This window comes from Azospirillum sp. VT-I1, assembly GCF_055698305.1.
In genome coordinates, this window is record NZ_CP168805.1 from 231,202 (window position 1) to 255,920 (window position 24,719).

Annotated in this window: 18 protein-coding genes; 12 read left to right on the plus strand and 6 right to left on the minus strand. The window is 68.6% G+C overall.

Going from position 1 to position 24,719, the window contains the following annotated elements:
• The first annotated feature begins 315 nt into the window (after positions 1–315).
• On the plus strand, positions 316–2,964 hold the full coding sequence (locus tag AB8P05_RS26800; protein ID WP_472761560.1) for an STY4851/ECs_5259 family protein: 2,649 nt from the start codon (positions 316–318) through the stop codon (positions 2,962–2,964).
• Positions 2,965–2,996: 32 nt separating this feature from the next.
• Here AB8P05_RS26800 and AB8P05_RS26805 read toward each other — a convergent pair whose 3' ends face one another.
• Positions 2,997–3,452 carry a hypothetical protein gene (locus AB8P05_RS26805; protein WP_472761561.1) on the minus strand — a complete coding sequence of 152 codons (456 nt, stop codon included), beginning with the start codon at positions 3,450–3,452 and terminating at the stop codon, positions 2,997–2,999.
• Positions 3,453–3,472: 20 nt separating this feature from the next.
• Here AB8P05_RS26805 and AB8P05_RS26810 point away from each other — a divergent pair, with 20 nt between their 5' ends.
• From AB8P05_RS26810 to AB8P05_RS26840, 7 genes are all read left to right on the plus strand, one after another.
• On the plus strand, positions 3,473–9,535 hold the full coding sequence (locus tag AB8P05_RS26810; protein ID WP_472761562.1) for a DEAD/DEAH box helicase: 6,063 nt from the start codon (positions 3,473–3,475) through the stop codon (positions 9,533–9,535).
• A complete protein-coding gene (locus AB8P05_RS26815; protein ID WP_472761563.1) occupies positions 9,532–13,254 on the plus strand; it encodes a hypothetical protein in 3,723 nt (1,240 codons plus the stop codon). Before AB8P05_RS26810 ends, AB8P05_RS26815 begins: the two co-directional genes overlap by 4 nt.
• Positions 13,248–13,913, plus strand: a complete 666-nt coding sequence (locus AB8P05_RS26820; protein ID WP_472761564.1) for an AAA family ATPase — start codon at positions 13,248–13,250, stop codon at positions 13,911–13,913. The genes AB8P05_RS26815 and AB8P05_RS26820 overlap by 7 nt, the downstream gene beginning before the upstream one ends.
• A complete protein-coding gene (locus AB8P05_RS26825; RefSeq protein ID WP_472761565.1) occupies positions 13,910–14,881 on the plus strand; it encodes a hypothetical protein in 972 nt (323 codons plus the stop codon). Before AB8P05_RS26820 ends, AB8P05_RS26825 begins: the two co-directional genes overlap by 4 nt.
• A 214-nt stretch (positions 14,882–15,095) precedes the next feature.
• A complete protein-coding gene (locus AB8P05_RS26830; protein WP_472761566.1) occupies positions 15,096–15,416 on the plus strand; it encodes a hypothetical protein in 321 nt (106 codons plus the stop codon).
• Positions 15,416–15,844 (plus strand): hypothetical protein, encoded by a 429-nt coding sequence (locus tag AB8P05_RS26835; RefSeq protein WP_472761567.1) that lies wholly within the window; start codon positions 15,416–15,418, stop codon positions 15,842–15,844. The genes AB8P05_RS26830 and AB8P05_RS26835 overlap by 1 nt, the downstream gene beginning before the upstream one ends.
• Positions 15,845–15,867: 23 nt before the next feature.
• Entirely contained in the window at positions 15,868–16,452 is a 585-nt protein-coding gene (locus AB8P05_RS26840; protein WP_472761568.1) for a hypothetical protein, read from the plus strand.
• Positions 16,453–16,858: 406 nt separating this feature from the next.
• On the opposite strand, the gene AB8P05_RS26845 is transcribed toward AB8P05_RS26840, so the two are convergent.
• The 3 genes from AB8P05_RS26845 to AB8P05_RS26855 form a co-directional block, all read right to left on the minus strand.
• Positions 16,859–17,623 carry a DUF3750 domain-containing protein gene (locus tag AB8P05_RS26845; protein ID WP_472761569.1) on the minus strand — a complete coding sequence of 255 codons (765 nt, stop codon included), beginning with the start codon at positions 17,621–17,623 and terminating at the stop codon, positions 16,859–16,861.
• Between the two features lie 116 nt (positions 17,624–17,739).
• Positions 17,740–18,582 carry a serine O-acetyltransferase gene (gene cysE, locus AB8P05_RS26850; protein WP_014189812.1) on the minus strand — a complete coding sequence of 281 codons (843 nt, stop codon included), beginning with the start codon at positions 18,580–18,582 and terminating at the stop codon, positions 17,740–17,742.
• A gap of 55 nt (positions 18,583–18,637) precedes the next feature.
• Positions 18,638–19,633: a helix-turn-helix domain-containing protein gene (locus AB8P05_RS26855; RefSeq protein ID WP_472761570.1), complete on the minus strand. Its 996-nt coding sequence runs from the start codon at positions 19,631–19,633 to the stop codon at positions 18,638–18,640.
• Positions 19,634–19,794: 161 nt separating this feature from the next.
• Here AB8P05_RS26855 and pobA point away from each other — a divergent pair, with 161 nt between their 5' ends.
• The 4 genes from pobA to AB8P05_RS26875 all read left to right on the plus strand — a co-directional run bounded on the left by pobA (position 19,795) and on the right by AB8P05_RS26875 (position 22,576).
• On the plus strand, positions 19,795–20,991 hold the full coding sequence (pobA, locus tag AB8P05_RS26860) for a 4-hydroxybenzoate 3-monooxygenase (RefSeq protein ID WP_472761571.1): 1,197 nt from the start codon (positions 19,795–19,797) through the stop codon (positions 20,989–20,991).
• Positions 20,992–21,102: 111 nt separating this feature from the next.
• A complete protein-coding gene (locus AB8P05_RS26865) occupies positions 21,103–21,459 on the plus strand; it encodes a Lin0512 family protein (RefSeq protein WP_472761572.1) in 357 nt (118 codons plus the stop codon).
• 106 nt (positions 21,460–21,565) lie between these two features.
• The gene (locus AB8P05_RS26870; RefSeq protein WP_472761573.1) at positions 21,566–21,976 is read left to right on the plus strand and encodes a DUF2000 domain-containing protein; all 411 of its coding nucleotides are present in this window, start codon (positions 21,566–21,568) and stop codon (positions 21,974–21,976) included.
• A 9-nt stretch (positions 21,977–21,985) separates the two neighbouring features.
• Positions 21,986–22,576, plus strand: coding sequence for a LysE family translocator (locus AB8P05_RS26875; RefSeq protein WP_472761574.1), 591 nt, complete (start codon positions 21,986–21,988; stop codon positions 22,574–22,576).
• 5 nt (positions 22,577–22,581) lie between these two features.
• On the opposite strand, the gene AB8P05_RS26880 is transcribed toward AB8P05_RS26875, so the two are convergent.
• Both AB8P05_RS26880 and qhpR read right to left on the minus strand, forming a co-directional pair.
• Positions 22,582–23,397, minus strand: a complete 816-nt coding sequence (locus AB8P05_RS26880; RefSeq protein ID WP_472761575.1) for a helix-turn-helix transcriptional regulator — start codon at positions 23,395–23,397, stop codon at positions 22,582–22,584.
• Between the two features lie 120 nt (positions 23,398–23,517).
• Positions 23,518–24,519, minus strand: coding sequence for an AraC-like transcriptional regulator QhpR (gene qhpR, locus AB8P05_RS26885; RefSeq protein WP_472761576.1), 1,002 nt, complete (start codon positions 24,517–24,519; stop codon positions 23,518–23,520).
• Between the last annotated feature and the right edge of the window lie 200 nt (positions 24,520–24,719).

Consider the following 24,719-nt stretch of genomic DNA (forward strand, 5'->3'; position numbering starts at 1 on the left):
CGAAATCGGTGGTTCTTCCGCAGTTTGCGTGGATAGGAACGAGGGCCATCGTCAACAGCCTTTCTGCGGGGGAAAGGTCATCTCATTCAGCGATCCCTCCGCCGAAGTTTCCTGTTTTACGTTCTCTTACCTTGTGTATAACGATTTTTTCGTGCATCGTTGGTCAAGTTGCGGTCTGTTTGATCGATTCGCTCTGTGATCGTCAACCAGTGATATAGTAGGCATACGACGAATATTTTTTATTCTCTTCGCCCACCGAAGCCGAAGTGGCGGCATGCTGCCTGTGGAGTGCATCGTGTTCATAGAGCGTCAGCCATGAGCGTCGAAGCTGATCTCATCGCCCACGCCGAAATCGAAGAGCCCGATGGCCGGCCGCTTTTTGCCTACGGGTGCACGGATGCGCAGCGCGCGCAGCTCGCCCGCGATCTCGCCATACGGCTCGACCGAAGCCCTGCCAATCAAGTGACGGCCGCGCGTTTCGTCATCTGGGCGGCCGAGGAGATCCGCGCGAACCTTCCTCCGGGGCGGTTGACCTGGGATTGGCTCTTCGGCCGGCTCGGGCGACTGGCGGATGTCGAGCTCGGCCGCACTCTCACGCTCCGCGGCCTGGAGTCATGGAGCCGTGCGGTGCGCCTCTCCGAGGGCGGAAGCCGGCAGTATCTCTATTCCCTGATGGCCGAGGGAGGGCTGCCGGACGCTTATCTGGCAGAAGCCGTGCGTTACCGGGGCACGGTGCTTGCCATGTTGTCCGAGATCGAGGTCGAGGGAGCCCTTGGTCCGGCCGCGGCCGAGCGCGTAGCACGGCGACGCGTGGCCGACCTGCCCCAGACCTTCCGGAATGAGGATACAGCCCTCCTGCTCGCCGATCTCGCGCTCGCGCTTGCCCATGCACGGACGCTCCTGCCGCTCGGTCTCCCGCCCGAGGCGGCCGAAGCCTGGCTCGATCAACGGTCGCCCGACTGGCGCGCGCACCTGCCGCTCCGCCTTTCACCAGCGGCGTTCGAGGCACTGATCCGCCCGGCACTCCGGGCCGTACGCGGCGAGGCACGGCGCCCGTCTGGTTTCGTCTTCCACCGTGAACTCCGTCGCCGTGCCGATGGCGGCGGCTGGGTGGGCTACGCCGCAGTGAATGACGGGGCGGTTCTTGCCGCGCGGTTCCTCGACGATGCCGATCCCTCCTTGCGTCTGCGGCTTCAGATGTTGGCGGACGGCGACGGCCCAGGCCTGAGCTTTCTCGGCGTTCCCGAACCGGGTGGATGGCGGCTCGTACGAACGGGCGGTGGTGCCGAGGCGGCCGTTCGCCTTCCCCCCGATCGTCCGCTGATTCTCGCGGCGTTCGCCGACGGGCGCCCGATGGGCGAGGCCTTGGTGGACACGGGCCTACCGCTGCCCGAGGTCGCTCCCAGCTTCTGGCGTGCGCTCGACGCGGAGGAGGACCCGCCAGTCCGGCTTGAACGCCTGACAGGGTCCGCTCGAACGCGGGCGGCTCGGCTCTGGCTGCTCGCCGGCCCTGATGCGCAGCCAATCGCAGGCGGGAGCGTAACGCTTGGAACGCCGCGTCCGGCACCGGGCGGGCAGCTTTGGCCGATCACGGGAAGCGGGACAGTCACCGTGGTGGGACAGGAGCTGAGGGTCGCCACCGGCGCGGAAAGCGAGACCCTGCCGCACCGCTTGCATGTCTTCGGGCGCGTGCTGCCCCGCTGGCGGACCGAGGGCGGGCAGATACCCTTTGTCGGATCGCCGGAGTTCTGGGGTGCCGAAAGCGATGGTGCGCTGCATTATCTGCGCACCGGGGTCGCGCAGCGATCGCTCCCGCGCTGTCTCAGCGGAAGGATTGCGGAGTGGTCGGTGGACGGCGAGGTCGTGGCACGCACCTCCTTCATCGCGCTCCCCGAAGGAGTGAGGCTGGAGCTCGCCGAGACCAGCCCCGGGGCGCTGATGCTCGCCATGGAGGGCCTTGTTCCCGGCTGGCATGTCGGGCTGACCACGGCAGACGCCCGATCCGCAGTGGTGATGATCCGCTCCGACGGGAGCGCCCGGCTCGCACTCGCGGTCGATGGGCAGGCGGCAGCCGAGCTGCGGTTGCGGCTTTCCGACCCCGCAACCGGCGCGGCGCTCGTCCTCCTCGCCCCCTGGCCCGCGCGGCGCGGCATGATGGTGGGGCCGGATGGCACGCGCCTTGCCGGGGACCAGGGACTGGCCGTTGGTGCGCTCGGCGGCTGGCGCGCCTTCGTGCCGATGGGGCGATCCGGTACCCTGGAGCTTCGCCATGGTGCCAAGGGCCTCCGCCTGGGCCTGACCGTGGCGGGTGAGGTCCGGCTTGCGGCGGCCGAGCCGCTCGCGCGGACGATGCTCGCCTTGGGTGGATTGGATGCCGAGGTGCGGCTTCGGCTGATCGTCGGCGGCGAGGAAGGGCATCGCCTGACGCTGAAGCGCTACGACGACGGTGCGCGAAAGGTCGGGAACATGTTCTTGGGTGGGGCCTCCACCTGGACCCTGCACGCGGTGGCGCTCGATCCCCCGGGCGAGGTGCGCGCAGCGTGCGAGGTTCGTGGCCCCTTCGACCTCGCCGCATGGCTCAGTGACACGTCGAAACTCTGGCTGGCCCAGGCGCGCTCCGCCGACGGCGGCGTGGCACGCCCCCTTGCGTGGCACGCCGGACGACGCCCGGCGTCCACCCGTGCCGCACGCATCGCGGGCTATGCTGCCGACTGGCGCCGCCTGCTCGACGCACCGGGAGATCCGGCATGGGACGTACACTGGGCGCTGATTCGCGCCGCGCACGACGGGGGGACGCCGGCGCGCTCGACCAAGTGCAAGCGCTGGGCGAAACGCCGGAGGCCGCGGTCGCGCTCCTCTTCCGCGTTGCCGAAGCGGAACTCGCCGAGGCTCTCGCGCTCGAAGGCAGTGCCCCGCTGTGGTGGCCGATCACACCGATTTCCGCCTGGGTCGCGGGTGCGTTGATCGAGATGACGCGATGCTCCGACGCGCTCGCCTCACTGAGCTTTCCGGAAGCGGAACGGCGCCGATGCGTCGGTGAGATGATCGCACGCCGTGTCGGCATCATCTTGTTGCTCCGCCCGGAACTGCGTGGGCATCTCGGTGCGGCTCTGGTCACCTTGGGCTTTCCTCCCGTTGTGCAGGCGGCGCGCGGGCCAGAGCCTCTGGCGTTCTCCCAGCCACGGACCCGGCTGCGTGATCTGGCCAGAGACGCGGTCGAGCGCTTCGAGCAGCTGCCTGATGGAACGGCGGGGCTCCGGGCGCACCCGAAGCATCGCCTCGATCTGGGAAACGAGGCCGTGCGCCCCTTGCTCGACGCCCCGGTAGTCGCAGCCGAAATCGCTCAGGGTTTGCGGTCCGACGTCGACACAACCCTGCGCCTTCAGCTTCTCGGGCTGCGGCAGGCCGATCCGATCTGGTTCGACGCTGCCCTGCCTGTCGCCGTCCAACATGTCCTTGAAGAGAGCCGACGATGATCGCCTCCTCCGTCTCGCATCTCAACGAAACGCTCGATCGTCTCGCCTCCCGGTCGGCCGCCGCCGTGGTGGCGCGCGCGCGAGCCGCGAGCGCTGGGCTCAATGCGACGCTCCTGCGGCGGCTTTCCACGATCCCAGGGGCAGCCGATTCGCTGCTGGCGGAACCGGTGTTCGAGACGGCGCGCGCCTGGGCGCCGGCAGACAGGACCCTGGGGGCGCTCTCCGGTGGCCTTCTTCATCCCGATCTCATCGAAGCGCTGGACCGCGCGGGCGACTTCCGCATGGCGCGGGACATGACGCCCTACGTTCATCAGCTTGCCGCCTGGACGGCGACGCTCGCTGAGGGGCGTTCCTGCCTCGTCACCGCGGGCACCGGCGCCGGAAAGACCGAGTGCTTCCTGATTCCCGTGCTCGACGATCTCCTCCGACACACCCGCCGGGGTGGCGGGGTGCAGGCGATCCTGCTCTATCCGCTGAACGCACTGATCGAAAGCCAGCGCGAGCGGCTTGCCGCCTGGGCGGAGGGCCTGGATGGGCGCGTGCGCTTCGCACTGTTCAACGGCGACACGCCCGAGACCCCGCGCCAAGCGGGCGAGACGTCCACGAACGCGGAGATCAAGAGCCGCAAGGAAATCCGCGAGCGCCCGCCTGAAATCCTCGTGACCAACATCACAATGCTGGAGTATCTGCTCCTCCGGCCGGCCGATGCGCCGATCCTTACGGCGTCCCAGGGAGCGCTGCGCTGGCTCGTGCTCGACGAGGCGCATACCCACGCGGGAGCCCAGGCCGCCGAGATGGCGCTCCTGCTGCGCCGCGTGCGGGCCGCCTTCGGGGTGACGCCCGGGGACGTACGCCTCGTCGCCACCTCGGCCACGATCGGCGGTGAACAGGATGCTCGGACGAAGCTGCGCGACTTCGTCGCCGCGCTCGCCGGGCAGTCCCCCGAGCGCGTGGAGGTGATCGAGGGATGCCCGGTCGAATCGCCCCTCCCGCCGCCGGGGCCGGATCGACCACTCGACCCCGGCGGCTTCGCCGGGCTGAGCCCGCCGGTGCTCTGGGAGCATCTTGCGCCACACCCGAGGCTGCAGACGCTCCGCCGGGCCGCCGGGGAGAAGGCGGTTGGGCTGTCGCACGTGGCGCGCATGCTGTTCGACGCCCCGGAGCGGGCTGCGGACGCGCAGACCGTTCTCGACGCCGCCGCCCGGGCGCAGGGGCCGAAGGGGCCGCTTCTGCCATGGCGAGCCCATATCTTCCACCGCGCTCTCGGGGGTGTGTGGGCGTGCATCGATCCTGGCTGCCCCGATCGCGACCCGGAACTCGTGCCGACCGACGCCGGCTGGGGATTCGGTGCCATCCAGTTTGGCCCGCGCGACCGCTGCACCTGCGGGGCGCCCACCTTCGAAGTGGTGTTGTGCGGCGCATGCGGCACGGCGCATCTGACCGCACGGCAAGTGGCGGGGGCCGAGCCACGGCTGGCCGTGCCTACGGGCGGCGAGGTCGACGATTTCGCGCTCGATGCCGAACCCGAGGACGGAGCGGATCCGGCGGTCGAGACCGGCCACGCCTGGCTTGCCCCCGCCCGAGGTGAAGACGGCGGAGCGTGGGTGACCGTCGCGGACGCGCGTATCTGGGACAACAGGCCGTCGGATGGCGCCCGGACCGTGCGGCTCCGGATCATCGAGAATGCCGGGGCGCGCGGGTGCTGTGTCGAGGCGGAGGGGGCCGTGTTGTGGCCACTCCGCTACGGCCCCGCCTTCTTTATGGGCAACGGCCTGCCGCTCGTGCTCGAAGCGCTGGCCCCTGCGACCCACGGGCCGGACCGGCCGATGGCCGGGCGGAGGGCCTTGAGCTTCACCGACAGCCGGCAGGGAGTGGCGCGGCTCGCCGCCAAACTCCAGCAGGATGCCGAGCGCACGCTGACGCGCAGCTTCCTGTATCACGCGGTCCAGGAGAATGCGGACGTCGACCCGACCCGGGTCGCTGAGATTGAAGACCAGCTCTTGCGCCTTCGGACGATCCCGAAGACGTTCGACGACATGATCCGGGCGAAGGAGGAAGAACTCGCGGGCCTGCTCGGCAACGCCGTGCGGCACGTTCCCTGGCGCGACTTGAAACGTCGCTTTGCCCAGCAGGCGGATTTGCGTGATTTCGCGGGTGAGGTCTGGCGGCCACGGGTGACCGGTGGCGAATTTGCCGATGACCCGGAGCGGCTCGCCGAGGTGTTTCTGTTCCGGGAACTGTTCCGGCGCCCGAAGGTGCAGAACAATCCGGAGACCATGGGGCTTCTGCGCCTTTCGTTTCCGGACCTCGAAAACCGGGCGCGGCTTCAGAGGCCACCCCGACCGCTGGTCGAGGCGGGGATCGACGCCGAAGGTTGGATCGGGCTGGCCCTCGCAACCGTTGACTTCGTCTTCCGCAACCTTCTTGCCGTCGATCTGCCGGATCCGCGCTTCGTCAGTCTTGTCAGCCCCCGCTTCGGCGTGCAGCGCGGCGTTATGGCACCGGGCACCGCGTTCAGCGGAGCCGCCGGCGACAGCTGGGTGCGGTCGTTCCCAGGCCCGGTGCCCGGAGCGCGCCCCGGGCCGGCACACCGGATGATCTACGCGCTCATCGGGGGGCATTGGGACCATGCGGCCGACCGTGATCGAGCCGCGGAGGTGCTCGATGCGCTCTGGTCGCTCGTCACCACCACCGCCGCGCGGGACGTCGGGCGCGGCGTGTGGCGGATCGATTTCACGAAGGCGGAGGTGGCGCGGCTCGATCGCGCCTTCCTCTGTCCGGTCACCCGCCGCCCCTTCGGCTACGCCGTGGCGGGCCGCAGCCCTTTCAGCCTGGTACCCGGCCTGTCACTGGAAGCGATCCCCTCCATGGAGCGGATCGCCCTGCCACGCCTGCCACGGGCCAACGCCGGTGGCCTCGACGAGACCGGAGGGCGGCAGGTCGCCCGCTGGTGCGAAACGGACCCGCAGATCGCCCCCCTGCGTCGGCGTGGCCTGTGGACGGACCTTCATGACCGCATCGCCGCCTACTCCCCCTTCCTGCGCGCGCAGGAGCATTCCGCGCAGATCGAACGGAAGGTGCTCGCCAGCTACACGGAGGCGTTCAAGGACGGTCAGATCAACCTGCTCAACTGCTCGACGACGATGGAAATGGGGGTGGACATTCCGCAGGTGCGGCTCGTCGTGAACGCCAACGTCCCTCCTTCCATAGCCAACTATCGCCAACGCGCCGGGCGGGCAGGGCGGCGAGGCGAACCCTGGGCCTTCACGCTGACCTTCGCACGGGACCTGCCGCTCGACCGCTGGGCGGTGGATCGTCCGGATCGCTTCCTTGCCCATCCGATCACCGCCCCACGCGTCTGGTTCGAGAGCGCCCCGCTCGTTCAGCGCCATGTCAACGCCGCCCTGCTCGCGGCCTTCCTGCGCGGCCGGGGCGGACAAAGCATCAAGGGGTCCATCGGCGCCTTTGTCGGCGCCGGCGAAAGCGCGGACGCCGCCGTCCTGACTGATGCGCCCGCCGATGCTTTCCTCACCGCGCTGGAACAGGAGCTTCCGGCAAGCCCTTCCGTCGCGGCGGCGCTTGCGGCCCTCGTGCTGGGCACCGTGCTGGCGGGGCGCACTCCGGAGGCCCTTGCCACGGCAGCGGCACTGGGCTTCGAGGATCTTCTCCGCCAGTGGCGGGCGGAACACCGCCAACTGCTCGACCGTGCCGCGGCGATGAACGAGCCGGCGGCGCGTCGGGCGCTCGAGATGCGGGCGAGGCGGATGCAGGGCGAGTTCCTGATCGCCGAACTCGCACGGCGCGGATTCACGCCATCCTACGGCTTCCCGACCGATGTGGTGAGCTTCGACTATCTCTCCGGCAAGAAGGGCGCCTCCGACACGACCCTTGCCTTCGGCGACTTCCGCGGTGCTGCGTCCCGCACGCTCGACGTGGCGATCCGTGAATACGCGCCGGGTGCGGAGCTGGTGATCGACGGCTTGGTCTATCGCTCGGAAGGAATTCGCCCGGCCTGGGGTGCGGAGGCCGACGCCTCGCACCTGGAGGATCTGCGCGACCTCTGGTCCTGCCCCGCGTGCGGTGCTTTCGGGCTGGCGCGCCTTGCGCCGGGCGCCTGCCCCCGCTGTGGGGTCGAAGGGCTCGAGCATCAGCGTGCGCTGATCCCGGTCGGCTTCCTCAGTCGCCGGGCGGCGCACACCGGGTACGAGGCGCTGGCGCAGGTGCCTTACGAGATGCCACGGATTTCCGCCGGCGGCGCTCCCTGGATCGCTTTGCCCGATGCCTCGGCGTGGCGGCTGAGGGCCGATCCGGAGGGGCAGGTCATCGTCACCAGCGGTGCGGTGCATGGGCAGGGTTATGCCGTTTGTTTGGCCTGTGGCCGCGCCGAACCCGAGATGGACAGTGACGGCACGGCGATGCCGCCTTTGCCCGAAGCGATCCGGCGTCACAAACCGCTTATGCTCGCCAAGGGAATCCCGTTGACCAGTGACGGTTTCTGCCCTGGCGGCTACACCCAGCGCGAACGGGTCCAGCGGCTGGTCCGGTTCGTACACGCCACCCGGACCGATGTGTTCGAGCTTCAGCTTCCATCGGGCGTGACGTCCGAGGCCGGGCTTGCGCTTGCGGCCGGACTGCGGGAGGCGCTTGCCGAGCGGCTCGGCATCGAGGCGCGCGAGGTCGGGGTCGGGATGGGCCGTCCGGGCGGAGCAGGCACTCCCCTATCCGCTTTCCTCTTCGATCGTGCTGCGGGAGGCGCCGGCTATGTCGCGCGGCTTTCCGATCCCGAGACCTTCGAGGCGGCAATCGCGCGCGCGGCGGAACGGCTGGACTGTCCCGAAGGTTGCGCGCAAGGCTGCGCCGCCTGCGTGCTCCGCCCGGACCTGAACCTTCGCGATGTCCGGATCGACCGCCCCGGCGGGCATCTGGCTGCCGAAGCCCTTGCCCGCGCGCTCAACCTACCCGAAGACCTCCGCGTGTTCGGTCCCGAAACGCGCTTTCTCGGCCGATCGGCCGCCGACTGGATCGCCGCCGAACTGCGGGCGGGACGGCTGTCCAGGCTGGTGCTCTTCCTGCATGGAATGCCTGAAGCCTGGGACATGGGCGGTTGGCCCGGGACCGCACTCCTTCCCAAGCTCGCCGAGGCCGGTGTCGAGACGATGCTCGTGTTGCCGTCGGCTCTGCCGCACTCGGGCATGCTCGACCTCGCCGGCCGCCTCGCCCTGGCTCGTCTGGCGGGCTCGACCCTGCTGGCGACGCTTCCCACACTTCCGCAGGAGGCGGAATGGCCCGTGCTCGCGCTGGCCGAGGGACCGGGTGGAATACTCGCCATCGCAGCGTCTCGGGCGGAGGCCCCGCCTGGTCCGGACTGGGGAGGCGGGGCGATGGCTCCGGCCCTCTGCGGACCCTGGCCGGAGATGCCGCGGCCGGCACCGCTCGGCCCGGAGTCGCTGGTGCAGGGGGCTCTTGTTGGCGTGCGGCTTCTCTGGCTCGGGGCGGAACTCAGCGGCCCGCTCAAGGGCTTTGGTGCAAGATTCTGGCAGCTCGTCCGGCGCGAGGCACCGGCCGTTCACGGGGTGCTGTCCGCAACGGGAGTGGATGAGATCGCTTACAGCGATCGTTATCTGCTCACACCGTTGATGCTCGGGCTGTTGCGCGAGGTCGTGGGAACTGCGCCGGGCGCCGCGGGCGCCAGAATCGCGATCACACTCGCTCCTGTGGACCGGCCGGCGGCACAGCCGTACGCGGCCCATCATGCCTTTGCCGAGGACGCACGGCGCCGCGACGTCCTGGCGGCGTTGCTTCCAAGCGCTAAGATCACGCTCGCCAAGCGCAAGACGGACCTGCCGCATCACCGCCGTCTCGACCTCCGGCTTGCCGACGGGCAACGGGTGCTCATCCTCCTGGATCAGGGCTTCGGCGGCTGGCGCACGCAGAGTGTTGTCCGCTATGATTTCCATGCTACGGTTGCAGCACAGGGCCACAGCATAGCCGGGATACAGGCGTCCGTTTCCGCCGAACACGCGCGCGGCTACCCTGCCACCATCGAGGTGTCGCGATGAGCGATATGGTTCTGGAGGAAACGTCCGATTGGTTCGAAGGCCTGACGGTCGAACTCCTGCAGCAGATTTTCCCTATCGCGAATAGCATCCGGCGTGAGAACCGCGATCTTTTCGAGCCTTGGATCGCCTTCGATGCAATCAAGGACAATAGGCTGTTCTACGGAGCTCTGGCGCGGATCATCCGAGAAGAGCCCGACCTTATCCGTACCTTCGATCATCGGATGCTGAAGAAGCGGGGCAAGCGGAAATCGTTCTTCATCCGAGCCAATGACTTCCTCAATCGACACGTCGGTGGTGGGCTGGGGTTCGATGAACTGGCGGAACTGCCGGATGACCACTTTCCGCCTGGGTCCGACGAGCGGGCCATCCATCGCCTGTGGCGGCAGATCATGGAGCCGATCATCAAACAGGAAATCTCTCCGGTCTCTGTCGGGACCGACGCGGATTCGACCCACGCGGCATTCGGAGACGGCGACGAACCGGATTCGGACATGGGCAGCCTTGCCGGCCTGGCGGATGACTGGCGCGAGCTTGCCCTGGACCTGACGACCCTGTGCGGTGCGCTCGATGCGCCGGATCCCGGGCGCGCGGCCGCGATCGTCGACAAGGCGAAGCTGCTGCTCGAAGCATGCAAAGCGGCGGCGGAGCGCGAACGGGCGGCTTCGGCCCGGGCCGAACAGTTCGAGGCGATCGGCCTCCGTCTTGTGGCGCTGCGGCTGCCCCAACCCTCCGTGACCGCTCCCGCCATCGTTCCGGAATCGATCATCGAGGCGATCGAGGAGCGACTTGCCGCAGCCGAAAAGGCGCAGGCGGCCCTTGCGTGCGCGCAGGAGGCGGATGAGGCGCTCACGCAGCAGAAGAACGCCGCGAACGCCGACGAAGACCTCGACACCCTCATTTCGGTCGCTGCAAAGCTGAAGGAAGCCCGAACCGCCGTGCAAGCCGCGAGAGCCGCGGCCGATGCCGCCCTCGCGGACTGCCGTGACGCGCTCGCGGAACTGGACCGCGCCGGTTGCCTGGAGAAGGAACCCGGCGCACGGAGCGTCCCGGTTCCAGTGATTGCCGACGCGTTGGACGAGGAGGCCGAGGACGAGAAAGCCGTGAACCTGGACCTGGCCGATTCTGGCCGGCATGGTCCTTCGGAGGCGGTCCCGCAGGACGCTTCCGAGGCGGCGTCCACGGCCCCGGACGAGAACCCCGAAGAAGATGCCGCTGGCCCGTCTCCGGTCCATGTGCTGCCGGAGCCGACGATTGGGTCGCCGGCCGGGGCGAATGGCGGTGGTGTCGTTGGTTCCGCGATCGACGGGACGGGCGACCGCTCCGCCGCGCCGCCTGACGCGTCCGACGACCGGGCGGACGCGTCCGACGACCGGGCGGACGCGTCCGACACGGGCGATGATGCGCAAGCGTCGTGCGCTGCGGCACAGCCTCTGGACGATCTGCTCGCGCACTATCTGCTGCGCGGCGAATTCGCTTTCGCCCATCACCTCGCCGCGCTGGTGGAAGAGCGTGGAGAACTGCCCGGTGTTCCGTCGGCGCTGCTCAAGGCGCTTGTCTATGCACCGACGTTCGAGCGGCCCGAAGATGTCGCTGATAGCCGCAATCAGAACCTGTTGGCCGAGGCGATGGCGGCGCTCCTGGACACGGAACAGAGCGGGGACGAGAACCGCGCTGCCCGCGCCCGCGTGATTGCCTTCGCCGCGCTTCTCCGACCTGCGCTTTTCGATTTCAACAGGACGGCCCGCTCGCATCTCGGCAGGGTATCCTTGTCGGGCGCGCTTCAAGCGGTCGGGCCATTGGCCGCCGAGCTTTCAGGGCTTGGCTTCGATGTGCAGCCGTCGATCGATGACCTAGCCGAGATCCACGGGCGGGAACGTCAGCGGAAGACGCCCAGGGCGCTTGAGGAATTGCGCTCGTGGCTGGACATAAATCGGACAGCCCGCACGTCGCACCAGCCGACCTACCGGATCCTCCATTGGCTTCTTGCGCCAGAGAGAAGCATTGGCGCCGTCGTCGAGGCCGCGCTTCGGGGCGATTCACACGCGCCGGATCTTGCGCGTGACCTCACGGTGCGTCTGGCCGATGCCGAGCGCGTCGTGGCGGAGGCCGAAGACGCCGTTGGCCGGCCGCGGCGCGATCGGATCGAAGGACTGGCTCTGTCGTGGATCACCGGACGCCTGGAGGAAGGAAGGGCCAAGATCGACGCATGGATCGAGGCGCGGGCGGCAGATTCGCTGTTCGATGATGATCGGCGCCGCGCCGCGCTCCAGCGCTACATCGGCGCGTTGACCAAGATCAGCGATGGCATCCCCGGCGATGACGAACGGGAGGAGCCGGGTCTCTCCGGCGCCGTCCACACTGTCCTCGTCCGCTCGCTCGCCGATTTCTCCCGGCTCCTGCGTGGTGAGGCGGACATGCGCGACCGGAGCGCTGCCGGCGATCCCCTTCGGATGCCCTTGTTGAGGCTGCCCGCCTGTTGCCTCCCGCACTGGGGCGATGGCGACGCCTATGACGACGAGCGAGCCCTGCAACGCGAGCGTCTGTTTGCAGCACTCCAGCAGCCGGAGTGCATGGCGCCCGACCTGGACGCGGCGTTCCGAGCGCGCGTCGATGAGGAGGCGATGGCTGCCGCCACGGAAATCCTGGCCCTTTTGGAGCGCATGAACGGCGAGGAAGCCGCGTTGCGCCGAATGCGCCAGGAGCTCAAGGAGGCGATCGACTCCTTGCGAGACAGGGCGCGCGAGAGGATGCACTGCCTGCGCCAGGACTTGGCGACCCTGCTCAATCTCGATCTGAGTTCGGGCGAGGAGATCCGGCTCCGGCTCGACAGGCTGGACCTGATCGTTGCGAGCCTCTCGTCGGATCGCGACGACGGCCCGACGATCCCGGTGTCCAATGGCATGCGCAACCCGGAGGTGCCGCCGGATTTTTGCGAACTCGAGATACTGCTGAAGCAGTTCGACCATTTCCGCGACGAACGTCGAAAGCGCATTCGCGACGATCAGCAGGGTCGTCTGGAGCGGCTCGAACGTTCGCCGGATCGCGCCACGGCCACCCGCGAGTTGATCCGGCGTGTGCCGATGATCGATCCGGTGACGCTCGACGACATGATCGCCGATCTCGAAGCCGGTCGCGATCCCTTGGCATCCGACGAGGGCGCGAAAGATGCGTTTGCGGCGTTCTTTCCGGATTTTGTTGACGCGCTGGCGAAGGAACGCGATTTGAACCGCGGCAGGATCATCACCGCCGCCGCCGAAGGCGGGTGTGTCGGGCCGCTCGATTTCCGCAGCCTTGACCAGACCTCCGCGGACCGCGCGAAGGCACTCATCGAGACGTGGGGACAGGTCGGCGAGGCGCTGGGCCAGCGCAAGAACGAGAAACTGCAGTCATCGGTCGCGAAACTGCTTGGCCTGATCGGCTTCACCGGGGTGAGAGTCGAGGCCGAACGGATACTCGACCAGGGCAGACTGCATGGCCTGCGGCTCGCGTGCGACATACCGAAAGCCGGCCGCTGGTTCCTGCCCCCGATTTCGGCAGCATCGCGAAGGGCAGCTACCGGATCCTGGTCGCTTCAGCCGCGGTCGATCCCAACCAGGTCGCGACGACGGTCGGCGGGGCACCGGACCGCCCCTGGATCGTTCTCCATTTCGGCCGGCTCGACCGCAAGGGGCGCGAGACGCTGGCCCGGGCGATGCGGCAGGACCGACGCAAGGTGCTGACGCTCGACGAGGGGCTCCTCCTCCATCTTGCCGTCGCGGGCGGCGACCCGCTCGAACGGCTGATCGCCTGCGGCGCGCCGTTCGCCTGGGTGCAACCCTACACCACGGATCCGCGCAACATCCCGCCCGAGGTCTTCTTCGGTCGACGGGAGGAGATCGCACGCATCACCGCCCACAGCTCGGGAGGCTGCCTGATCTACGGTGGGCGCCAACTCGGCAAGTCGGCGCTTCTCAATCAGATTCGCCGCGATCTGCACCAGCCGGCCAAAGGTCAGTGCGCCATCTATCTCGATATCGTCGATATCGGCGCCGAGCCGGTTCCCACCTCGGCCGTATGGCAGCGGATCGCCTCCGCGCTCGAACAGGAGCGGGGACCGGCTCCGAAACGCGCGGATGCCGACGGTGTCCTCGATGCCATCCGGTCATGGCTGGACGGGGCGCAGGAGCGGCGCATCCTGCTCATGCTCGACGAGGCCGACCACTTCCTGGCGGGCGAGCATCCGCGCTATCCGAACCTGCGGCGCATGAAGGACCTGATGGAAGCGACGGCGTGGCGCTTCAAAGTGGTCTTCGCGGGTCTTCACAACGTTCGCCGCCTGGCGCAGGCCCCGAATTCCCCCTCGTTCATCTCGGCGAACCCGTCTGCATCGGTCCGATGAACACGACCAACGAGAACCGGCGCGAGCTCCGCCGTCTCGCCACGCAGCCGATCCAGGCCGCCGGCTTCGTCTATGACCCGCCGGAGCTCGCGGCGGACATTTTGGCCCGTGTGAATCACTACCCGTCGCTCGTGCAGGTCTTCTGCAAGGAAATCGTGGAAGCCGCGAACAACAGGTTCCGTGGGCTCGGTCCCGGCCCGCGCTGGAAGCTCGGGCGCGAGATGCTGTTCGAGGGTGGTCTCGCCTCGCGGATCGCGATGGAGATCAGAAAGCGCTTCCAATGGACGCTGGACCTGGACCCGCGCTATGACCTGATCGCCAAGTGCCTTGCGCTCTATCGGCTGGATCATGGCAACGGTCATGCCGCGGTGCTGCGCAAGGGCCTCACGGCCGAAGAGATCGGCGGCTTGGTAGAGCCGTGGTGGCCGGCCGATCTGGAACGGGTGTCGTCCGGAGACTTCCGTGCGCTATTGGACGAGATGGTCGACCTCGGTGTTCTCGGCAACAAGGACGAGGGCCGCTACGGGCTGCGCAACGCGCAGGTGGCGCAGATGATCGGGAACCGCGACGCCATCGAGGTGGAGATCCTCACGCTCTTCGAGAAGGAGGCGAAGGCCGATTACGACGCTGCGACTTATCACCGCCTCGGCAACCCGACGGATCCCGATAGCCTCTCGCCGCTTCCAGACCGGCAGTTGCAGAACCTGTTCGCCCGGGGGACCCGCGGCATCCGGTTCGTGGTCGCGGCGCCCATGCTTTGGGGGAGGATGTCGGCGCACGGCTTGCCGCGCTCGCCGGCGCATGGGAAGGGGAGGACGGACGTTCCCTTCAGGTGCTGCATCACATCGGCAAATTCGCCGACCTTCGTGGCCGGATCGAAAAGCAACGGGCGGTGCCGCTCGTCGTCGTCATCGAGGGAGATTGGGACAAGGCCGGCTTCGACTGGCTCGCCAAGCGGGCGGACGTGAAGAACGGGCAGGTCCGACCCATCTGGGTCATCAGCCCCGCGCAGGCTCGTCAGGCCCGGACCGACGGATCGGAAGCGGTGGTGTTCCGCGCCCCGATGCTGGGCGACACCATGCTGCGGCACTGGTTGCGTGGGCACGGACTGGCAAAGCTCGACGATGCCGGGACGCGCAAGGCGATCCTCGCCGCATCGGGGGAGTTCCGACACGCCTTTCCATGCTTCGCTCGATTCTCGCCGAACTCGGCGATGACAGTCCCGCGCACCGCGCTGCGCGTCTTGACGACTGGGCCGCCAAGCATCCGCTCGAGGCGGATGCCGTCGGGCTGGAGCGCGCTGCGGCCGAGAGCTTCCGGAACGTTGCTCCGCTTTTGAGCGGCGAGAGCGAGCCGAACACCGAAGACGAGCGGGACACCGTTCTTCAGCTCGTGCCGTCGGCCGGGCCGCTCTTGCCGGTGTTCACCGAAAGCGGGCTGCTCGAACCGTTTTCCGACCGGCGCCTGCAGCTTACGCAGCTCGGAAGGCTGCTTGCACAGTGATGCTCGCACGGGATCCGTGGCTGCTTCCCTCGGCCGCAGCCTTTCTGGACGAGATCGAGGCCGCGCATGATGCCGGCATCGCCATCATCGTTGCCGATCCGGCCATGCCGGACGGCTGGGAACGGGCCTTGACGGCGCGGCTGAGGATTCGCGGCCAGGACGTCCTTTCCGCCAGGGCCGAGGCTGGATGTCTGCCTGCCGCGGTGCTCGCCGACGAGCTTCATTGTCCGCGGACTCTTCAGGCGCTCGTGGAGCCCCGGCATCTCGGCACCAGTGTGATCGTCGACCTGTCTGCACTCGGTGCCGAGGCACGCGCCGACTGGTGTACGTTTCTCGGGCGCTTCAAGGAGGCCCGAGAACGGGCGGAAACTGGCGTCGCACTGGTCGTTGCGGGGGGCAGCCTTCGGACAAACTTCCCTCCGGGCTAAGGCGCCTTCATTGGGACTCGCGGTTGCGTCGCCTTGATGTGGCAATATGGGCCGACCTGAACACACCCGACGAACGAACTGAGCCGCTCGCAACTCTTGCGACGGCGCTCGGCGTCGAACTCTGCTGCTGGCGGCTTGATCTCGCAGCTGAGATTGTCCGGTCCAGCCGCAGTGATCTTATCGATCCGGTCTCCTGGCTTGAACGCCGCGATTCCGCGCTGATACCCGGTGAGCGGAGCTTCGGCGGGTTCCCGATGCGGTGCCCAATCGCCGTCTTGCGCGACGGAGACCGGGCAGAACTTGAACGACGGGTCTGGCGCGCGCACCTATCCGCGTTGTTTCCATGGATCGAGGACCTTCGCCAAGCCGTGATCACCCGCCACCGCGGACGCCTGAGAGTCGACGACCACCTCCGCAGTCTGGGTGTTCGGGACATCAAGGAAATCGAATTCGGCGCGCTCGCCTGGCAACTGCGGTCCCAAGTCGATCTGCATGAGGCGGCTCGGCTGGACTGCCTCGCCCGCATCAGGAACGCACTCGCTCATCGCAAGCCGGCTTCACCGGAAGACCTCGAGTTGGCGCTCAAGGGATACGTCACGTCTCGCTGAGCTCGAGTAGGTGAACTACGGCCCGTATGATTCCGGCCCGGTTCACGGCCTCACCAGTCGATCTCGATCATAGGACTATAACGATGAGAGCACTCCGCTGCTACCAGAGTTCACTCTGGCAATTTCATTACGTGTCGAGGTGTGATAAACGCCTCGTCGTTGTTAGACACTTTGATGGTTTGCCTTGGAATTGCGTTGGGAGTTAGACACCATAGTGGCGGCTAAGTTGTTGACGTAAGTACGATAATTGGGGCCTGAAAATCCCCGTGTCGGCGGTTCGACTCCGTCCCTGGGCACCATCCTCCCTCCGAAGTTCAAGGTCTGGATGGTGTGTTCCGGTCAAGCCAACTGGCCGTACTCTTTCCCCTTCGCATCAAAGTCTTCCCTTCGTTTTCAAAGCGCCCCCTCAAAGCGTCTTTGAATCGAACCACCCCACCCGCCCAAGTCCCGGCAGCTTCACCGCAAGGTCCAGCGGGTCGATGCCGATGGTCAGGCCCAGCAGGTTGATCTCCAGCCCCTCCTCCAGCGCCAGCAGCAGGCCGGCGACGCCGAACAGGCTGATCTGCCAGCCGGTGCCGCTCGGCGCCCGGGCGAACAGGCCGCGGCCGAGATAGTCCTTGCCCAGCGCGGTGGACGGCAGGTCGAGCCGCAGTTCCGGCACGGCGCGCCCGACCCAGGCGGCGAAGGTGTTGCTGTTGGGGCCAGGCCACACCCGGTACTCGCCGGCATAGGGGTAGCTGGCGGCGGCCGCGGCGATCTTGGGGATCGCGGCCTCCGCCGCCGGGCCGCGCAGTTCCGCCAGCAGCGTGGGCTGGGCACCGAACCAACGGCCGTCGGGGTCGCGGTTGCTGACGGCCACCACCGGCAGGCCACGGTAGGCGCGCCAGCCGATCACCTCATAGACGGTGTAGCTGCGGGCGCCGGCCTGCTTCACGGCGAACCAGGGGTGCACGCCGAAGGCGCCGCGCCAGGACAGCACGCGCGCGGCGTAGACCTGCACCACTGCCTCCGGCGTCGTCGCCGCATCGGGGGCGAGGCCCACCGGGCTGCGGTCGATGCGGCTCCAGTCGACAACCGTCGATACGGTTCCGGTCGCAATCAGAAAGGCCGGCCCGGCGAGCAGCAGGACCAGCGTCAACAGAAATACCAGCAGCACCTTCACGACCCTCACGTCCGGCCCTCGCGCGCGCTCCACGCCCGTCTTCTATGTAGTCACCCGGACAACGGATTTCCGGTGACAGCGAAGGGACGGTGCAAGGAACACGGACGGCTCGGGCCGCAAGGCGGTCAGATGCTGTAATCGCCCTGCTGCAGGCTCTGGTCCATGGTCAGCGCCGGGGCCGGCTCGTCGCGGCACCAGCCGACGACCTTGGCGGGCACGCCGGCCACGGTGGCGCAGCCGGGGACGTCCTTCAGCACGACGCTGCCGGCGCCGACCTTGGCGTGGGCGCCGATGGTGATGTTGCCCAGCACCTTGGCCCCGGCCGACAGCAGCACGCCGTCGCGGACCTTGGGGTGGCGGTCGCCATGCTCCTTGCCGGTGCCGCCCAGCGTGACGTTCTGCAAGATCGAGACGTCGTTGCCGATCACCGCGGTCTCGCCGATCACCACGCCAGTGCCGTGGTCGATGAAGACGCCGCGCCCGACCGGAACCGCCGGGTGGATGTCGACGGCGAAAGCCTCCGACACGCGGCTCTGCAGGAAATGGGCGAGGTCGTGGCGCTGGCGCTTCCACAGCCAGTTGGCGACGCGGTGCCATTGCAGGGCGTGGAAGCCCTTGAAATAGAGGAAGGGCGTCAGGCAGCCGTCGGCGGCCGGGTCGCGCGCCAGGATGGCGGCAAGGTCGGCGGCGGCGGCATCGACGATGGCCGGGTCGGACTCCATGGCGTCGCGCACCACGGCGGCCAGCCGGTCCTCCGGCATGGCGCGGTCGGCCAGCTTGCGCACCAGCAGCGCCGCCAGCGCCGGGCCGAAGCCGTCGCGCGCCAGCACCGCGTCATACAGGAAGGGGGCGAGGCCGCTTTCCTCCTCCGCGACGCGGGCGGCATCGGCGCGCAGGCGGCGCCACAGCGACTGTTCGACCGACTCCGCCGCCTCCCGCACTGCAACGTCCAGGCTGTCCATCGCCATCACCCCTTCCCGCGGGGCGTGCCCCGCGATATCCGTCCGCCATAGCCGAAGGATGCTACTGTGGTGAGGCGCCCCCGGTCCGGTCAAGGCCGTTGCCGTCAAGGCTGCCTCCCGCTGCACCGTTGGCCTCCTGCCCGTCCCTGGCGTGCGCCCGCCGGAAAGCCTGCGGCGACCGCCCCTCGCGCTTGGCGAAGAAGCGGGAGAAATAGGCCGGATCCTCGAAGCCCAGGGCATAGCCGATCTCCGCCATGCCGTGGCCGGTGTAGATCAGCGACCGCCTGGCCTCCAGCATCAGCCGGGCATGCACCAGTTGCAGCGTCGACAGGCCGGTGACGCGGCGGCAGGCGGCGTTCAGCCGGCCCGGGGTGACGCCCAGGGTCGCGGCATAACGCTCCACCGGCCAATGCTGGCTGAACCGCTCATCGATCATCGGCCGCAGCCGGGCGAGCAGCCGGACGTCGGCGGACTGCCCCTGCCCGTCGCGGGCCCCATCGCCGCGCCGGTCCGCCCGCAGCCGCGCCGCGGCGACCAGCAGCAGCATCACATGGGCCGAGATCGCGCTGGCCCGGCCGACATGGTGGGCGCGGAACTCCCGCCGGATGGCGGCGAAGGCATGGGACAGCGCCGCCGCCTCGTCCGATCCGGCCTCCAGGTCCCAGGCCGTCGGCAGGGGCGGGGCGTTGCGCAGTTCCGCCTCCGGCACGGCGGCCAGCACGCCGGCCAGGAATCCCTCCGACATGGTCAGCACATGGCCGTCGGTGCCGGGATCGAAGCGGAATCCGTGCACCACCTGCGCCGGCACGATGATGAGGGCGGGGGCGCGGAACGCGGTGTCCCCGCCGTCAGCCGTCAGCCATCCGCCGCCGCCGGTGACCAGCAGCGCATGGCTCAGCCCGTCGTGGCGGTGGGGCCGGACCTCCCAATTGTACAAGCGCATCCGCTCCGGGATCGTCTCGATATGGACGAAGCGAAGCTCCGGGACCGCCGGCGGTTCACCGTAGAGCCAATAGCGGGGAATGGGTTCGGCGGCATGGGCAAGCTGGGCGGACATCGCACGGCCTCCTGCGGTCTGGAGATGAAAAGTACAAGCCTTTCGCCGGTTCGTCTATGTCCGGCCCTCCGCCTCCGGGAATAGCATGTGCGCTAATGATTGGCGCGCACAACAATCAGCGGAATCGCGCCGGCCCCGGTTTCCCGAAGAGGGCGAGAGACATGCAGACCACCAGATCGAACCGCACCCAGGTCGCCATCGTCGGCGCCGGCCCGGCCGGCCTGTTCCTGTCCCATCTGCTGCACCGCCAGGGCATCGAGTCGGTGATCCTGGAGCATCGCAGCCGCGAGGAGATCGAGGGCACCATCCGCGCCGGCGTGCTGGAGCAGTGGGTGGTCGACCTGATGAACGACATGGGCCTTGGCGGCCGCATGATGCGCGAGGGTCATTTCCATTCCGGCATCACCCTGCGCTTCGACCGCCGCAGCCACCACATCGACATGGCGGAGCTGACCGGCGGCAAGCGCGTCACCGTCTATGCCCAGCACGAGGTGATCCGCGACCTCGTCTCCGCCCGGCTGGAGGACGGCGGCAGCATCCTGTTCGGCGTGTCGGACGTGCAGTTCCACGAGCTGGACGGCAAGGCGCCGCGCGTCCGGTTCCGCCGCGGGCCCGACGGGCCGGTGGAGGAGCTGCGCTGCGATTTCGTCGCCGGCTGCGACGGCTTCCATGGGCCGAGCCGGCAGGCGATCCCCGCCGCGCGCACCGAATACCAGATCGTCTATCCCTTCGGCTGGCTCGGCATCCTGACGGAGGCGCCGCCGTCGCACCCCGAGCTGATCTATGCCAACCACGAGCGCGGCTTCGCCCTGCTCAGCACCCGGTCGCCGGAGGTGCAGCGGCTCTACATCCAGGTCGATCCGAAGGACGACATCGCCAACTGGTCCGACGACCGCATCTGGTCCGAACTGCACCGCCGGCTGGAGGACGAGAGCGGCTGGACCCTGACGGAAGGTCCGATCTTCCAGAAGGGCATCATCGCCATGCGCAGCTTCGTCTGCGATCCCATGCAGCATGGCCGCCTGTTCATCGCCGGCGATGCCGCCCACATCGTGCCGCCCACCGGGGCCAAGGGCCTGAACCTGGCGGTCGCCGACGTGCTCGTCCTGTCCCGCGCCATGACCGCCTACTACAAAGCCGGCAGCAGCGACGGGCTGGACCGCTACAGCGCCACCTGTCTGCGCCGCATCTGGAAGGCGGAACGCTTCTCCTGGTACATGACCACCATGCTGCACCGGAACGAGCAGGAGTCGCCCTTCGAACAGCGCGTGCATCTGGCTGAGTTGGACTATCTCGTCCATTCCCGCGCCGCGATGACGGCGCTGGCGGAGAATTACGTGGGTCTGCCGATGGAGTGAGGGAGCTAACACCGCTTCCACCCCCGAAAATCCCACCCCCGTCCCCTGGCCCGCCCCGCAATCGCACGCCATCATCCCCCTCACCCGACACCGACAGGAAAGCCCGGCACGATGAAGCAGGTGATGTTCGTGGAACTCGGCATGGGGGTGGATCTGCATGGCCAGGACGTGACCAAGGCCGCCGTGCGCGCAGTGCGCAACGCCATAGAGCGCAACTCCATGCCCGGCATGCGCGCCCTGGTGGACGGCGACACCAGCCGGATGCAGGTGCGGGTCCATCTCGCCGTGCCGGCCGACGCCGACCGGCTGGACCACGAGGCGGTGAAGGCGGTCTTCCCCTATGGCGCCGTCACCATCCATGTCACCGGCGGCGGCATGCTGGCGCCCAGCGGCATCTTCCTGGCCGACAAGAACGACCGCAACGAGCAGATCTACGTCGTCAACGCGGCGGTCGAGGTCGGCATCTGAACGGCCGGCCTCTTCCCGGCCGGGGGTAATTTCCTTCAATACCGGCCCCCGCCCCACCCGCGACAGTCCACCGGCCTGACCTTCGTCCAACAGAGGAAAGCCGGACGTGACACGCTGCGCCTTCATCATCGACCGTGCCCTGCCGCCGGGCCTGATCGCCAACACTGCCGCCGCCCTGTCGATGACGCTGGGGAAGGAGCGGCCCGAACTGGTGGGCAGCGACCTGATCGACGCCGACGGCATCGGCCATCCCGGCATCACCACCATCGTCATGCCGATCCTGGTTTCCGACGCCGAGGGCTTGCGCGCCCTGCGCCGGCAGGCGGCGGAACGGGAAACCGACGGGCTCCGCGTGATCGGCATGACCGACGTCGCCCAGCGCGCCAAGAGCTACGACGACTACAGCCGGCGCCTCGCCGCCACCCGGCAGGAGGAGCTGCGCTATCTCGGCCTCTGCCTGCACGGGCCGGCGGCGCTGGTGCGCTCGCTGACCGGCTCCCTGCCGCTGCTGAAATAGGGCGGGACGATGACGATGCTCTACCTGTCGATGGCCGGCTTCGCGCTGGCCGCTTCGATCTCTCCCGGCCCGGTCAACGTGGTGGCGCTGTCCAGCGGGGTGGCCCACGGCCTGCGCGCCACCCTGCCCCATGTCGCCGGGGCCACCCTGGGCTTCGTCTTGCTGCTGCTGTTGGCCGGGCTCGGGCTGGCGGAGCTGCTGCAGGGCTGGCCCGCCGCCGTCACGCTCACCCGCTGGGCGGGCATGGCCTTCCTGCTGTGGATGGGATGGGCGCTGTGGCGGAGCGACGGCAAGGTCGCGGCGGGAGAACAGCCGCCCGCTCCCTCCCTGTTGCAGGGAGCCGCCATGCAGTGGCTGAACCCGAAGGCCTGGGTTGCCGCGCTGGCCGGCGTCGGTGCCTATGCCGGAGACGATCCGGCCCGGCTCTGGGTGTTCGCCGCGCTGTATTTCATCATCTGCTATCTGTCCGTTGGCAGCTGGGCCTATGCCGGCGCCCGGCTGCGCCATCTGCTGGCGGACGAGCGGCGGATACGCCTGTTCAACCGCACCATGGCCGCCCTGCTCGCGGCGAGCGCCGTCCATATCGGCTTCGCCGCCTGACCCCGTCAGTCCCGCCGCATGTACTGGCCCGGGGTGGCGGCGACATGCCGCTTGAAGGCGCGCTGGAAATGGGCCTGGTCGGCAAAGCCGGCATCCAGCGCGACCTCCACGATCGGCCGGCCGCGCTGCAGCTCGCGCTTGCCGAACTGGATGCGGCGGTTGATCTGGTAGGCATGGGGAGTCAGCCCGTAGCGCGCCTTGAAGGACCGCACCAGATATGAGGGAGACAATCCGCAGGCGGCGGCGATGTCGGCCAGCCGCAAGGGCTGGGTGCAATGGGCGGAGATGAAGTCGGCGGCCCGCCCCAGCGCCGCATGTTCCCCGCCGTCCGCCCCGTTGACGGGCGTTCCGCCCAGCGCCCGCCGCAGACCGGTGAAGAAGGACCGCACCGCCTCCTCCGTCCCGGCGCTGCCGGTGGCCGGATCGAACAGCAGCCCGAACAGCCGGCCCAGCCGGCCGGCCAGTTCCGGGTCGCGGCTCACCGCCGGGGCGAAGGGCCGGAAGCGCTCCTCCCCCTCCACCGCCGCCAGCCATGCCGCATCGGCATACAGCATCCGGTAGGACCAGGGCTGCCCGCCATGCGGGTTGCAGACATGCGCTTCCTCCGGGTTCATCAGCACGATGGTGCCGGCGGAAACGCGGTGGCAGTCGCTGCCGATGCGGAATTCGCTGACCCCGCCGGTCACCAGCCCGATGGAGAAGGTCGGGTGGCTGTGCCAGCCATAGCAGACCCCGTGCCCGTCCTCGATGCTCCGCGCCTCCAGATGCGGAAGCGCCGGGTCACGCCAGAAGCGGTGAAGGTTCGTCGATGCGCGCGCCATATTCGGCCTGTCCCGCCCAGGGTCTGTTCCGCTTGGGAAATGTTCAGGCGCCGATCTTATGACAGGCGGATCGCGTCCGCCATCCGCATGGACCGGAAAGAGGAGGCCGGCGGTGTCCGGTCAGCCCTGCCCTTCGCGCATCTTCGCTGGCGAGACGCCGAACCAGCGGCGGAAGGCGCGGCTGAAGGCGCTGACCTCCGAATAGCCCAGCAGCGCGCCGATGTCGACGACCGGGACATGGCGCTGGCGGATATAGACGGCGGCCAGATCGCGCCGCACCCCCTCCACCAGATCGGAGAAGCTCAGCCCCTCGTCGGCCAGCCGGCGCTGCAGGGTCCAGCGGGCGATGCCGAGCCGGTCGGCGATGTCCTCGACATAGGGCGGGCCTTCCGGCAACCGCGCCCGCACCTCCGCCTTCACGCGGTCGAGCAGCGGCGGCGTGCCGGTGCCGCGGGCGATGTCGATCAGCGTGCCGCAGAGCCCGGTCAGCCGCGCCATGTCGCCGCCGGGCATGCGGCGGTCGAGATGGCGGTCGCGCAGCAGGATGGCGTTGGTGCGCTGGCCGAAATGGGCGGGTGCGTCGAACAGCGCTTCGTGCTGGCGCCAGCCCTCCGGCTTGGGATGCTCGAAATGAACCTCCTCCGGCATCCACTGCGGGCCGAGGCAGGCGCGCACCACGTTGGCGAACATGCCCATGGTCAGTTCGGCATCCTGCCGCCGCTCCACGATGCAGCCGTCGAGGATGCGGTATTCCAGCCGCAGCAGTTCGCCCTCGCGGACGAAGCGGGTCTCGGTCGCCTGCTGGTGGAAGGGGAACAGCCGGGCGAGATGGTCAAGCGCGGCCCCCAGCGTCGGGGCCGCCAGCGCGATGGAGCCGATCAGCCCCAGCATCTCCGGCTGGAACTGCCGCCCGAACATCAGGCCGAAATTGTCGTTGCCGGTCTCCGCCGCCGCCACCTCCATCATCGCCACATAGGCGCGGAGGTCGAGCGCCACCGTCGGCTGGCCGAGCGCCCGCTCCTCCACGCCAGCGCGGTGGAACACCCGGTCGGGGCAGCCGCCCTGCGCCGCGATGAAGCCGGACACCCCGCAAGCCGCGGCGGCCAGGATGTTGTGCTGCACAGATCCTGTGCGTCGGTCGGCGTCTCGGTCGCCGATCTGCCCAATAGTCGGTCGGTGCGGTCCCATGACACAGCCCCTCGCAGCCGGTTTGCCGCAACGCAGCAAACATCATGCCGGGATTCAGGCTGCCAGAGACCGTTCGTATGGGAAATTGTACGATGGGCTTATGATTGCGTAGCCGATAACGGCGAACGCCCCCG

Coding starts and splice junctions, on each gene's coding strand:
- AB8P05_RS26800 (WP_472761560.1), top strand. CDS start 316: ATGAGCGTCGAAGCTGATCTCATCGCCCACGCCGAAATCGAAGAGCCC.
- AB8P05_RS26805 (WP_472761561.1), bottom strand. CDS start 3,452: ATGTTGGACGGCGACAGGCAGGGCAGCGTCGAACCAGATCGGATCGGC.
- AB8P05_RS26810 (WP_472761562.1), top strand. CDS start 3,473: ATGATCGCCTCCTCCGTCTCGCATCTCAACGAAACGCTCGATCGTCTC.
- AB8P05_RS26815 (WP_472761563.1), top strand. CDS start 9,532: ATGAGCGATATGGTTCTGGAGGAAACGTCCGATTGGTTCGAAGGCCTG.
- AB8P05_RS26825 (WP_472761565.1), top strand. CDS start 13,910: ATGAACACGACCAACGAGAACCGGCGCGAGCTCCGCCGTCTCGCCACG.
- AB8P05_RS26830 (WP_472761566.1), top strand. CDS start 15,096: ATGCTTCGCTCGATTCTCGCCGAACTCGGCGATGACAGTCCCGCGCAC.
- AB8P05_RS26835 (WP_472761567.1), top strand. CDS start 15,416: ATGCTCGCACGGGATCCGTGGCTGCTTCCCTCGGCCGCAGCCTTTCTG.
- cysE (WP_014189812.1), bottom strand. CDS start 18,582: ATGGCGATGGACAGCCTGGACGTTGCAGTGCGGGAGGCGGCGGAGTCG.
- AB8P05_RS26855 (WP_472761570.1), bottom strand. CDS start 19,633: ATGTCCGCCCAGCTTGCCCATGCCGCCGAACCCATTCCCCGCTATTGG.
- pobA (WP_472761571.1), top strand. CDS start 19,795: ATGCAGACCACCAGATCGAACCGCACCCAGGTCGCCATCGTCGGCGCC.
- AB8P05_RS26865 (WP_472761572.1), top strand. CDS start 21,103: ATGAAGCAGGTGATGTTCGTGGAACTCGGCATGGGGGTGGATCTGCAT.
- AB8P05_RS26875 (WP_472761574.1), top strand. CDS start 21,986: ATGACGATGCTCTACCTGTCGATGGCCGGCTTCGCGCTGGCCGCTTCG.
- AB8P05_RS26880 (WP_472761575.1), bottom strand. CDS start 23,397: ATGGCGCGCGCATCGACGAACCTTCACCGCTTCTGGCGTGACCCGGCG.